The 12347-nt window shown below is 63.4% G+C and carries 11 protein-coding genes; 1 reads left to right on the forward strand and 10 read right to left on the reverse strand.

The features are described 5' to 3' along the window. Positions 1 to 20: 20 nt before the first annotated feature. The 9 genes from AOC05_RS07865 to AOC05_RS07905 all read right to left on the reverse strand — a co-directional run bounded on the left by AOC05_RS07865 (position 21) and on the right by AOC05_RS07905 (position 10650). A complete protein-coding gene (locus AOC05_RS07865) occupies positions 21 to 1547 on the reverse strand; it encodes an HNH endonuclease (RefSeq protein ID WP_231687201.1) in 1527 nt (508 codons plus the stop codon). A 229-nt stretch (positions 1548 to 1776) separates the two neighbouring features. After that, positions 1777 to 4092 (reverse strand): 5-methyltetrahydropteroyltriglutamate--homocysteine S-methyltransferase, encoded by a 2316-nt coding sequence (metE, locus tag AOC05_RS07870; protein ID WP_062006759.1) that lies wholly within the window; start codon positions 4090 to 4092, stop codon positions 1777 to 1779. 59 nt (positions 4093 to 4151) lie between these two features. Further along, the gene (locus tag AOC05_RS07875) at positions 4152 to 5123 is read right to left on the reverse strand and encodes a methylenetetrahydrofolate reductase (protein WP_062009521.1); all 972 of its coding nucleotides are present in this window, start codon (positions 5121 to 5123) and stop codon (positions 4152 to 4154) included. Positions 5124 to 5482: 359 nt separating this feature from the next. Further along, entirely contained in the window at positions 5483 to 6205 is a 723-nt protein-coding gene (locus AOC05_RS07880; RefSeq protein WP_186759733.1) for a hypothetical protein, read from the reverse strand. Between the two features lie 20 nt (positions 6206 to 6225). Beyond that, a complete protein-coding gene (locus AOC05_RS07885) occupies positions 6226 to 7272 on the reverse strand; it encodes a VWA domain-containing protein (protein ID WP_062006761.1) in 1047 nt (348 codons plus the stop codon). Beyond that, complete coding sequence (locus AOC05_RS07890; RefSeq protein ID WP_062006762.1) at positions 7269 to 8252, reverse strand: vWA domain-containing protein; 984 nt, start codon at positions 8250 to 8252, stop codon at positions 7269 to 7271. The genes AOC05_RS07885 and AOC05_RS07890 overlap by 4 nt, the downstream gene beginning before the upstream one ends. Continuing rightward, complete coding sequence (locus AOC05_RS07895) at positions 8243 to 8764, reverse strand: hypothetical protein (RefSeq protein ID WP_062006763.1); 522 nt, start codon at positions 8762 to 8764, stop codon at positions 8243 to 8245. The genes AOC05_RS07890 and AOC05_RS07895 overlap by 10 nt, the downstream gene beginning before the upstream one ends. Continuing rightward, on the reverse strand, positions 8754 to 9635 hold the full coding sequence (locus AOC05_RS07900; protein ID WP_062006764.1) for a DUF58 domain-containing protein: 882 nt from the start codon (positions 9633 to 9635) through the stop codon (positions 8754 to 8756). Before AOC05_RS07900 ends, AOC05_RS07895 begins: the two co-directional genes overlap by 11 nt. Before the next feature lie 7 nt (positions 9636 to 9642). Beyond that, complete coding sequence (locus AOC05_RS07905) at positions 9643 to 10650, reverse strand: AAA family ATPase (RefSeq protein WP_062006765.1); 1008 nt, start codon at positions 10648 to 10650, stop codon at positions 9643 to 9645. A gap of 143 nt (positions 10651 to 10793) precedes the next feature. On the opposite strand from AOC05_RS07905, the gene AOC05_RS07910 reads away from it, so the two are divergent. Beyond that, positions 10794 to 10991: a hypothetical protein gene (locus AOC05_RS07910; RefSeq protein ID WP_062009523.1), complete on the forward strand. Its 198-nt coding sequence runs from the start codon at positions 10794 to 10796 to the stop codon at positions 10989 to 10991. Between the two features lie 15 nt (positions 10992 to 11006). Here AOC05_RS07910 and AOC05_RS07915 read toward each other — a convergent pair whose 3' ends face one another. Further along, a complete protein-coding gene (locus AOC05_RS07915) occupies positions 11007 to 12269 on the reverse strand; it encodes an ROK family transcriptional regulator (RefSeq protein ID WP_231687202.1) in 1263 nt (420 codons plus the stop codon). Positions 12270 to 12347 lie beyond the last annotated feature (78 nt).

The following is a 12347-nucleotide window of genomic DNA, read 5'->3' on the forward strand; positions in this document are numbered from 1 at the left end:
CCCAATCTACTCCTTGCCTGTTACTTGTCCCGCCTCCTGTCAGTTCCGGGAAGGGTTGGTCTGGTGGAGGCGTACTGGTGCCCGGTGGGGGTGATGACGGCCCCGTCCGGGGCGTTTGCCCAGCCGAGACTCTCCTTGGCCAGGTTGCATGCCTGGCACAGCCCCTGTCCGTTGCCTACGGTCGTTCTTCCCCCTGCGGCGAAGGACTTGATGTGGTCGTACTCGCGGATGGGCGCGTCGCACCATGGTGTGGCGCAGAGTTGGTCCTGGTCGAAGAGGAATCTCTTCATCCCGTCAGGGAAGAGTCTGGCCTTGGAGTCCATGGCTATGAGCTCTCTTGTATCCGGGTGGGTGTAGAGGCGCCTGAGCCATACCTGCGCCTGGCCTGCCGTGTTCATCACCATCCGTTGCGCCACAGGTGCTGGTATGGGTTGATAGCCGGTGAGAACTGCAGGCTCGTTTGCTCCGTCGAAGAGCGAGCCGTCGGTCATGATGAGGTCCAGATGGACATCTGCCTCCCGTGTGGAGAAGCAGTCCCCGCGCCTGGAATTCGCAGCTTGGTCACCGTTGCCCGTTGGTGTGGGTTCCCCGTCACCTACGCATGGCAGGTGACAGGCAAGTCTGTGGACCAGGGCGTCGGCCATGAGCTGGCCTTTGCCCCTGCCGTCCCCTTGCGCGCGGGCAGAGTCTGCCGCTTGGGTGAGTGATTTCAAGGCAGCTACCCCCTGCCGCAATGGCAACAAAGCGGATAGGTACGTCATCCCGTCAGCTGCCGGGCGCAGGGTGACGCATCGCTGTGACTCCGCCTTGGTCAGCCGTTTCACAAAGGCGTCCGGTTCCATCCTGTAGGCCATAACCCGAACTGCTGACACGAGCTGCTTGTTGCCCATGGTTTCCAAGACCCCTGGATCGGTAGCCAGTTCCGCGTCGATCCGCGAGCGCTGCTCGGGAGAGAGGAATTCTGACTCGGTGGCAATTATCTGGCCCCTGTATTCGGTGAGGGCACCGGTCGAACAGACTGCCAGGACCTCAGGGAATTCGCGCACCAGGCGAATCGCTGACTTCAGGAGGCGTGCACCAACAACGGGCGACTCACGCCGTGCCAGCGCTATCTGGGCCGCAGTCCCCTTGCCAAGGTCTTCCCCCCTGACACCTGCGTACAATTGACGGGCTTGTTCCACTACGGCAAACAGCACCTCGGCTTTTGCTTGCGCGGCGGCGGCAGCATTTTTGGCGTTCTCCAACTCTCTGATGGCCCCTATCAGGGCAGCACCTGCCTGGGCCAGGACAGTGTCCACTGAAACTGAACAAGCGTCGACGGATACTTGTGGCAAGCGGGCAGCCTGCGCCATGGCAAGGGCCACGTCAACGGCTTCGAACACGGGCGCGCCGAAGCCATATAGCAGGGCATCAATGAATTCCAGGGAGTGCGCCACCGCCTCAGTTGCGGAGTGGACGACTCCAGGGACATCCGGTCCGGGCTGCCCGGTACGTGGGGCTCGCAGCCCAGCCCCACCAGCACCGTCCTCCCACCCAGGTATATTCACCACGTCATCCTTACCGTCTTTTGCAGGGTATCTCCCTGCCCTGGTTTTCAAGCCTAACCATCGACAGTTCCAGCACAAGACGCAAATTAGAATATGTGTTCGAGCGCGGTTCTGGAGGTGCCTGTGGAGGGCTGAACCCGGCGTAAAGTGCCAAGCGGCGGTCCTTGCCTCCCCATGGGCAGGCAAGGACCGCCGTCGACCATCAATGGATGAACACCAGGGGTGGGGATCAGACCAGCTGTGCGCGGACCTCCCTGGTGGCCTGGACCAGGTTGCGCAGGGACTCCTCGGTCTCGGCGTAGCCGCGGGTCTTCAGTCCACAGTCGGGGTTGACCCAGAGCTGGCGGGCGGGGACGTGCTTGACGGCCGTGCCGAGCAACTCGGTGACCTCGGCCTGGCCGGGGACGCGGGGGCTGTGGATGTCATACACTCCCGGGCCCACGCCGCGGCCAAAACCGTGCGCTTCCAGGTCGTTGACAACATCCATGCGGGAGCGGGCGGCCTCGATGGAGGTCACATCGGCGTCCAGCCCGTCAATGGCGTCGATGATGACACCGAACTCGGAGTAGCACAGGTGGGTGTGGATCTGGGTGCCGTCAACAGCACCGGCGGTGGCCAGACGGAAGGAGTTCACGGACCAATCAAGGTAGGCGGCCTGGTCGGTGCGGCGCAGCGGCAGCAACTCGCGCAGGGCGGGCTCGTCGACCTGGATGATCTTGATGCCGGCAGCTTCCAGGTCCGCGATCTCATCGCGCAGGGCCAGGCCCACCTGGTTGGCGGTATCACCCAGGGGCTGGTCGTCACGGACAAAGGACCAGGCCAGGATCGTGACCGGGCCGGTCAGCATGCCCTTCATGGGCTTGTTGGTCAGCGACTGGGCATACTCGGCCCAGTCAACCGTGATGGCCTTCTCGCGGGTGACATCTCCCCACAGGATGGAAGGACGGGTGCAGCGGCTGCCGTAGGACTGGACCCAGCCGTGCACCGTGACGTCGAAGCCCTCAAGGTTCTCGGCAAAGTACTGAACCATGTCGTTGCGCTCGGGCTCGCCGTGGACCAGCACGTCAAAGCCCAGCTCTTCCTGCAGGTTCACGACGCGCTTGATCTCATCTTTCATCAGCTGCTCGTAGTCACCGTTCGTGATGACACCCTTGTTGGCGCGGGCGCGGGCGCTGCGGATCTCGCTGGTCTGCGGGAAGGAACCAATGGTGGTGGTGGGCAGTGGGGGCAGGTTCAAGGCGGTGTCCTGGGCGGCTTCGCGGACGGCAAAGGCGGAGCGGTTGAAGCTGGCCGGTGTCAGGGCGGCCAGGCGGGCGCGCACCTCGGGGCGCTGGACCCCTGCAGCCGTGGCACGGGAGGCGATGACGGCGCTGGCCTCGGCAATGGCGGCAGCGGACGACGCCGGGTCCACCAGGTGGGCGGACAGGGTCACCACTTCGGCGACCTTCTGGTCAGCGAAAGCCAACCAGCTGCGCAACTCCGTGGACAGCGTGGTCTCTTCATCGACGTCGTGCGGGACGTGCTGGGTGGAGGTGGAGGTGGAGACCGTCACGGCAACCCCGGCAGCCTTCAACGCATCGAGCTTGGCTGCGGAGACTGCCAAGTCGTTGCGCCAGATGTTGTGGCCGTCAACCACCCCGGCAACAACGGTCTTGCCTGCCAGCAGGGCCAGCTCCTGTGCTGAAGGCACGGCGCCCTTGAACGCGTCAATATGCAGGGCCTCAATGTTGGAGGCGGCCAGGGTGGGCAGCAGTTCGCTGAGCGCGCCAAAGGGCGTGGAGACCAAGATGGCGGGGCGCTCGGCGGCTGAGGTCAGGACCTCGTAGCTGCGGGCCACGGCGGCCTGGATCTCGGTCAGTGGCACGTCCTGATCGGCAACCAGGGCCGGCTCGTCCAATTGCACCCAGCTGGCGCCGGCGGCGGCCAGGAGTGCAAGCAGTTCTGCGTAAACAGGGAGGACATCCTCCAGGCGTGAGAGCGGGGAGAAGCCGGCGGGGGCGCCGTCGGAGGCCTTGCTCAGCAGCAGGTAGGTTACCGGGCCCAGCAGGTACGGGCGGGTGATGAAGCCGTTGGACTTGGCGAATTCAAACTGCTCCACGATGCGGTTGGAGGTGAGTGAGAAGTTAGTCTCCGGGCCGATCTCCGGCACCAGGTAGTGGTAGTTGGTGTCAAACCACTTGGTCATTTCCAGCGGCTGCTGCTCTCCCGTGCCGCGGGCCAGGGTGAAGTAGGCGTTGATGTCCAGTTCGCCGGCAGCGTTGCGAAGGTCCCCAAAACGGGCGGGGACGGCACCGATGTGGGTCGTGGCGTCCAGAACCTGGTCGTAGTAGGAGAACGTACCAGGGATCGCGGCGGCCTCGTTCAGGCCCAGGTCCGAGAGGCGGCGGGCGGCGACGAGCTGGATTTCCTTGGCGGCTGTGTCCAGGGCGGCCTCGTCGATCTTGCCGGCCCAGAACGCCTCAATGGCTTTCTTCAATTCACGACGGCGGCCGATGCGCGGGTAGCCAAGCAGGGAGGCGGAGGGGAAAACGGGGGTGTTCGACATGGGAAGATCCTTTGCGGTGATTGTGGTGTGATGTCTACAGCAGGTGCCGGAGTAAAAACTCAGGCCTGCACAAGTTGTGCGCCGGCGCCGAGCCGGCGGCCCACGAGGGGCCGTCCTGGGCGGAGCAGTTGGAGCTTGTCCAGCACGTCCAGGGCGGCGGCGTGCTCGTTGAAGGTGTACAGGTGGATGCCGGGGGCTCCGGCGTCGAGTGCGTCCCGGGCCAGGTCAACGGTGGCAGCAACGCCGATGCGGCGGCTCTCCGCGGCGTTGTCCGCGCGTCCCAGCGCATCCAGCAGCGAGTCCGACGGCGCGACGCCGGTCAGGTCGCCCAGGCGCTGGACGCGGCGCAGGCTCGTCAGGGGCATGACGCCGGGGATGATCGGGATGCTGACCCCGGCCCGTCGTGCCCGTGTCACCAGGTCCTTGTATTGGGAGGCGTGGAAGAACACCTGGGTGATGGCAAAGTCTGCGCCGGAACGCTGCTTGGCCAGCAACACCTCGACGTCATGTTCGACGCTGGGAGATTCCGGATGCCTGGTGGGGTAGGCGGCAACACCGATGGCCACCTTGCCAGCGCACAGCAGTGCTGACCGGCGCTGCTCAACCCGACGGATGAGCTCAATCAGGTCCTGGGCATACTCCAGCTTGCCGGCGCGCGGTTCGGCTGGGGCGTTCTTCGGCAGGTCCCCGCGTAGCGCCAGAATGCCGCGCACCCCGTGGTCCAGGAGCTCGGAGATGACCTCGGCCAGCTCATCGGCGGTACTTCCCACACACGTCAGGTGCGCCAGGGGGCGCAGCGAGGTTTCCGTGAGGATACGGTTCAAGAGATCCATCGCGGTGTCGCGGTTGCTGCCGTTGGCACCATAGGTGACTGCCACGTAGTCGGGGTTGGTGCATTCAAGCTCCCCAATGGTGTCCCACAGCGATGCCGCGGCGGCTTCATTGCGGGGCGGGAATAGCTCATAGGACAGGGCGATCGGCGCGCCGGCGCCGCTGGAAGGTGTCGCCTGTATAAGGCTGGGAGGGGACATTTGCTGATCCTTGACGATGGGTTGCCCTGCTGCCCCAACGGCGTCTAGAACACCCTTGGCACGCACAGCAAATTTTCTGGAGGTGGGGGCGGCACCGCCCGAAGGAACCATGGAAAAACGGTTCGTTGGGACGCGCTCCGCCAGCAAATGTCAGGCCCACATGGGGGCACCCACACCCTTGCAAGGCAAGAGTCGCTGACACACGTTGAAGATCTAACGTGGTTATGACACTACGCGCACAAGTTCCCGTGGCGCAAAATCAGAACAGAATTACTACGCCATTTTACGCAATATGACCGCCGATTTGAACTGTGCGTCGATTCAATGCCGGTGCCGTGCCGAATTAGTCACTGATACAGCTACCAGGGCTTGTCATAAGCCTTCGGGGAATCCTGCGCATAATCCTGCTTGAGTTGCTGGCTTTTGGCGCGTTCCTTCTGTGCGTCGGTGCCTTGGTTCTTAAGTTGGTCCATCTTTTCTTGGGCCGGGGCAGGGGCGTCCGCGGAATCCTGCGGCGCACCCTCCTGGCCGTCCGCTTCTGCGGGGTCTGCGGGCTGCTCTTGCTTGTGCCCCAGTCTTTCTCCGGCAGCCTTGAGCTTGTCCCCTTCCCCCTCACCGTTGCCCTCACCTTGGGGCGTAAAACAGCCCTGGGGTGCGTCGCTGACCACTGCGCTGCCCTCCTGATAAAACGCCAGGGCCGACGCCGGGTCCCCGGCTTCTGCCCTGGCGTCACCGAGCTTCTCCAAGCTGAGCACCAAGTTCACCCTCACCTTGCAGGATTCAGCAGCCGGCGCCAGCACCAAGGCTGCAGCAAAACTGCTCCGGGCTTGTGCAAAGTCGCCCTTGAGGACGTAACCGTCACCGAGCGCAAAGGGTGCCTTATAGCGTTCCACGAGGTTCAGCGTGCCCAGGCCGTGGGCTGCCCGGAGCGTGCCGTCACCCTGGTTGGCGGCAAAGGAGGTGGCGCTCTGCCCGGCCAAGAGCGGCAGGCTCAGCAGCTTCACCGCCAGCAGCACGGCAAGTAACATAACAGGCCCGGACCAAAGGAGCAGGCGTCGGCGCTTCTTGTGCAGTGCCGTCACGGTCTTCCCACCCTCTGCCATCACGGCTGTCCCGGTTTGCGGCGGAGTTCACTGTAGGCCCGCCCGTAGATCACAAGTTCCCACAGGGCCATGCCAAACGCGGCCGCGGCGAACACCCAGTACCCTTCCAACCTACCGGCGCCTGCCTTGTCTCCCGCTGCGCCGTCAATGGTCGTCGCCGCCCGCGGGGAAGCGTCCTTCATGACAGCTGAGAGGTCTGAGGCATTTTCCCGGTGAAGGTAGGGCACGCCCAGTTGCGTGGCAATGGCCTGCAAGGACACTTCATCCAGAACAGATACGGCCGGGCGGTAGATGTCAGTGGATTTATCCATGATGTAGGGTCCTGGCCGTTCGGGATCGAACCCGTTTTCACGCATCTTACCGCCTGTGGCTGTGCCGTATCCAAGGACGGCTCCGCCATCGATGAGCCCGGTTCCAGCGGCAAAGGGTTCAGGCACCTGGGCCGAGGTTTGTTCGCCGTCACCGAGGTAGAACACCAGGCGTGGACGTTCCGGGTGGGTTTTTTCCGCAGCCGCCAATCGGGCCGCGAGTTCCCCTTTTGCGCTGCTGACACTGCTGCCCTTGGACGCGTACACCGAACGGGCGGACAAGACCGCCGTCATGGTGCGTAAGGCTGTGGCGTCCGTTGTGAGCGGAAGCACCGTCTTGGCCACATTGTCGAAGGAGATCAGGGAAAAACGGGCTCCTGCCAGTTCGGCGCCAATGGCGTTGATGTCACTTTTCATCCCGGTAATGCGTGTCTGGTTTCCGTCGTAGTCCTCCGCCGCGGAACTTGGTGAGGTGTCAACAACAAAGAACACATTCAGTTCCGTCGTGGTCACGGGGTCATTCCCACCCACCACTGACGGCCGTGCCGCGGCAATGACCACCAGCAGGACTAGGGCGGCAAAACGCCAGCGGGCAGTGCGGGCGGCCGCAGAGACAGTGCCCGTCTTCACCGTTCCCCTCAGTACAGTTCCCCTCAGTACAAGGACGACGGCGGCGCCCAGCAGCAGTGCTGCCAGCGGCCAAAAGATCCACGCAGGGAGGATGGGGAGGAAGCTCATTGGCGCACCTTCCCCAGCGCCGCGCCCAGGCCAAGGAGTGCCAGCAAGGCCACACCCAGCGGCACGGCCGGCTGGTCGGCCAGTGACTTGACCGGTGCACCTTTCAGTTTGGCCGCCTCAGTGGCTTGCACCTTTTGCACTATCGAAGGCACCGCTGCGCCGGAGTCCAAGGCGTAGTAGAGCCCTCCGGTGGTGGTGGCCGCGTTCTTCAGTTCCAGGGCCTCATCCATTGGGTACTGTTGGCTTCCATAGTCGTTGGGGTTCAGCGCATACACGCGTACCTGTGCGTTCTTGGCGAGCGTGGTTGCTTCGGATAATTTGAAGATCGGTTTTCCGGCCAACATGTTATCTGTTGCAAAAATGATGGAACGGGAGCGTTTTGTGGCGCCCTCGTCGGTGAAGCCGTTGACGCAGCTGAGCAGGCCGTCACCGATGAGCGAGGATCCGGTGGCCTCGTAGGTGCCGTCAAAGAAGCTAAAATCACCGCCCATGTGGCCCATGGCCTCTTTGGCGATCGTCAACTGCTCCGCCACAAATTCGTAGTCGTCCGTGAGCGGGAAAACCTGCACGGCACTGGAGTCAAAAATTGTCAGGCCAATCCGTTCGCCTTTGAACGCGGTCACCATCTGGGCAAACACACCAACAATTGCCTCGTCCGTGTCGATCATGGACCCTGAGACGTCCAGGCAGAGCATGATGTCTCGGTTGAGGTGTTCTGGAATGCTGGTGCTTTCCTTCACTGGACGGGATGCTGCCAGCAGCAAGGACGCCGCCAGTACCAGCACACTGATCACAGCGACGGCCAGCCAACGCTTTTGCCGTGCCATGGCCTTTTGGTAGGACGGCAACGCCGTCAACCTGTCGGCGTGGGCAACAAAGGTTTGGGGTGCCGGCCGGCCCGGGCGGCGCCAGATCCACACCAGGACCGCAACAATGGCAGCAGCCCCCACCAGCAGCATCCACCAGTATTTCAATGCCATGAGCGCACCACGTTTCGTGCCACGTCAGCGGAGACCGCAAGGGGCTGGTCCGCGTGGGAGTGGTTGTCGGCAAACTCTGCCGGATAGAAGCTGGCGACGGCGTCGGCCAGCAAGGGGAATTGCCGTTCACGTAGCTCGCCAAGTGTCATGCGCTGGGCCCGCACCCCCGTCATTTCATGGGCAAAGGAGCGCACGGCCGCGCTGAGCTCGAGGTGTGCGGCCCGCCCGCTCAGCCCTTCGGCGTCGTACCGGTGCTGCACTTGCGATATCAACGCCAGGTATTTTGCACGCACTGTGTCAGGGTTACGGGGGGCCACGAACCCAGGGACGTCGGCATGATTTCCTGGGCGCGTGGACAAGAACACCCACCCCACCCAGCCAAGGCAGAGAATCACCAGGGCAGCACCCAGCAGTGGCCACACGATGGAGTAACCCTCGGGAGCAAAGAATTCGCCCTGCGGCAGGAGGGCTGGTGCCAGGGAGACTGGCGCCCGCAGGGTTTCAGTGAGCACGGCGGTGCCTTTCCAGCAGGGAAAAGACTCTGCCCACCACCTGGTCGGTGTGCCCCATCCCGGCCATGGCTATGCCGTTGGTCTGCAAAATCTGTGACAGTGCCCTCGCCCTCGCGGCCGTGGCCGCGTCGTAGTCGCGGGCAAGCTCGGGATCTTTGGCTAGCAGAGTCAGTACGGTGCCCATCCCAGCCACGTCCTGGACCGTACCGCCGGGTGCCCGCTCACCGGCAAGCTGGGCGTCGTCGATTTGAACCCACAGGATCTCATGCTGGGCGGCCAGGCGGCGCAGCACCTTGGCACAGCTCTCCTGGACCTCCAGCTCATCGGCGATGACCACCAGCAGCATGCGCCGCTTGTAGTGGGCGGCGGCGTACTCCAGGGTCGCTGCCAGATCGCTTGGCCCCGACGCCAGCGACACGTCATCCACGATCCGCAGGAGCCGTTCAAGGTGACTTTCGGTGCCCTTGGCGGGGATCGCCACCTGGGCGTGGGCGTCACCGTGCACCAGGGCCACGGAGTCGCCGTGGCCCAGCGCCAGGGCGCCGATGACGCCCATGACCATGACGGCGATGTTTTTCTTGACCTCCCCGCCTTGGGCCACCGCCGCCATGTTCCGCCCCGTGTCGGCCACAAAGAGGACTTGCTGGCGGCGCGTGGCCACATAGCGTTTGACCAGGGGCACCCCCACGCGGGCCGTGGCCTTCCAGTCGATGTCACGGACTTCATCGCCCGGGACGTAGGCCCTCAGGTCGTCAAAGTCCAGGCTGCGGCCGCGAAACACGGAGGCGTATTCGCCACTGAGCATGCCGCGGGCTTTGCGGTGGGCGAAGATATACATCTTCGACTTCACCGCCTGAAGAAGGGAGGTCACGGATTTCCTACGGTGTCTGGACGGAGCCGACGATGGCCTCGATGATGGTTTCCACGGCAATGCCTTGGGCAACTGCCTCGAAGCCGAGGATGATGCGGTGGCGCAGGACCCGGACCGCCAGGGCTTTGACATCTTCGGGGATGACGTGGTCTCGGCCAGCCAGTAACGCCATGGCACGGGCCGCCTGGGAGAATGCGATGCTGGCGCGGGGGCTGGCACCAAATTCGATCAAGGCCGCAAGTGCCGGGTCAATATACTTTTCGGCGTGCCGTGTGACGTAGACCAGGCCCACCATATATTGCACTAGGGCAGGGTCAAGGTAAACGTTTTTGACGGTGCGCTGGATCATGCGCACCTCGTCCAGGCTGGCCACGGCGGTGGGCGTCGCCTCGGCGGAATAAATACCGGCGTCGATGCGGTGGATCATCTCCGCTTCCTCCACGGGGCTGGGATAGTCCAGGACGTCCTTGAGCATGAACCTGTCCATCTGCGCCTCAGGCAACTGGTAGGTGCCTTCTTGCTCAATGGGGTTTTGGGTGGCCAGCACCAGAAAGGGTGAGGGAAGTGCATAGTTTTGGCCGCCAATGGTGGTTTGGCGTTCCTGCATCGCTTCTAACATCGCCGACTGGGTCTTGGCGCTGGAACGGTTGATCTCATCCAACAAGACGATGTTGGCGTGCACCGGCCCCAGCTGTGTGACAAAGGTGCCTTGGGCGGCGTCGTAAATCTGGGTCCCCACAATGTCGCTGGGCAGCAGGTCCGGTGTGCACTGGATCCTGTGAAAAACGGCACTGATGGAATCGGCAAGGGTTTGTGCCGCCGTCGTCTTGGCCAGGCCGGGAACCGATTCGAGCAGGACGTGCCCGCCGGTCATCAACGAGATCAACAGCGTTTCCCGCAACCGGGCCTGGCCCACAACTTTTGCCGCGAAACTGGCCGAGACGGCGCCAACAACTTGTTGCACCCGCACCAGCTCACCGGGCTCGATGCGGGCGGACGTACTCGTTTGCAACAAAGCGGAAGCCTTTCCTGGTTCAACAAAAATGTGGGTCGCCAGACCCTACACCCCAGTCCACCTGTTCCGCGCCCGGCCCGCAATGGGGAGAACTTCCCATCGCGCCCTGTCCACACCACCGTGGTGCGGACTAGGGTGTGAGCATGAACCAGTTACCAGAGTCATACGCGCATTATCTGCAGGACAGGGACGACGCCTTCATCGACACCGTCCGGCCCGTTCTGCAGCAGTCCGTGGCCGACATGAACTTCGGCGTGCGAGTGGTCCTGCTGCCGCATGGTGTGCAGGCGCGCCTGGATGAGAGCATCCCCTACGGTCAAGTAGTGGAGAGCGTGGATTAAGCAGGAGGGAGCGGGCTAGTCCTTGGCGTCCAGCAACAGCTGGGCGGCGTTGGGACTGAACGCTTTCTCCATGACCAGGCAGGCGGCCCCGAACGCCTCCTCGCCGGAGTTCAGTTGCGTGCCTACGACGTCCACGGAATGAACGTTCGTGGTGACACTGAGTTGTGTCAGCAGTTCCGGCACCTGCGCCAGATAGGTGGGCGCCAAGGCGGGCCAGAACGGGCCGCCGAAGACCACCCGTTCCACGTCGAGTAAATTGGTCAGCACAGAGGCTGCCCCGGCCATCCGGTAGGCCGATCGTGACAGGATGCCTAAAGCGACGCTGTCACCGCTTGCGGCAGCGCCGGCAAGATCGCTCATGTCCTGCGGCAGGGATGGCGGGTCCGCCGGGTCCACGGCACCGAGCACGCCCCGTTGGCGTGCTTCGGCAACGAGCGTCTCTGGCATGCAGGTGACCTTGATGCAGCCACGGCGTCCGCAGTCACATGCCGGGCCGTCGGGGTCGACGATGATGTGGCCAATCTCGCCGACATTCCCGGATGCACCCCGCACCACCTGATCGTCGATGACCAGTCCGGAGCCAATACCGGTGCCAATGTAGATGTAGATGAAGTTGGTTGCGCACGTAGCGCCCGTCCACAGTTCTGCCACGGCAGAAGCTGTCACGTCCTTGTCCATCACCACGGGTAGGCCCGTGGTTTCATGCAAAATATCGCGCAGGGGTACGCGTGTCCAGCCTGGCATGTGGGGCGGGTCAACCACCATGCCGCGGTCGGCGTCAACAGGGCCGGGGGTTGCCACTCCGACACCGGCGATGCGCAACTCGTCCACGCCTGAGCGAGCGATCATGGCCCGGATTTCGGCTCCCATGGCCGTGATGGCCATGCCTGGGGGGCTGGCCAGGTCCGTCGCCATCTCTTTGGATTCCAGGATGGTTCCCACGGCGTCGACCAGGGCAAAACTTGTCAGTGCCGGGTCAATGTGGACGCCCACGGCGAACATGCCGTGGGGGTTCAGCCGCAAAATGGTGCGCGGCTTGCCCGGGCCGGATGTTTCCTTGCCAGCTTCCATGATCAGTTCAGCGTCAAGGAGCCTGCGGCAAATATTGGACACGGTCTGTGCCGCCAGACCGGCCGAACCGGCCAGTTCCACCCTGCTCAGCCCTTCTTTAGAACGGCGGATGGACTCCAAGATGACGGCCTGGTTGAAGTCACCCATCTTCGGCAGATTCGTGCCACGACGGCGCTGCGAGAATCCGCCCTCGGAAACAACCAACATGATCTCCTTGAATAAATTCGTCTGCCAAAAACCATTGCGAGGCCTGCGCCCCAGCTGACAGAATACCCCCCCTAACTG

Origin of the sequence: Arthrobacter alpinus (genome assembly GCF_001294625.1) — a bacterium.
In the GTDB taxonomy this organism is placed as follows: domain Bacteria; phylum Actinomycetota; class Actinomycetes; order Actinomycetales; family Micrococcaceae; genus Specibacter; species Specibacter alpinus_A.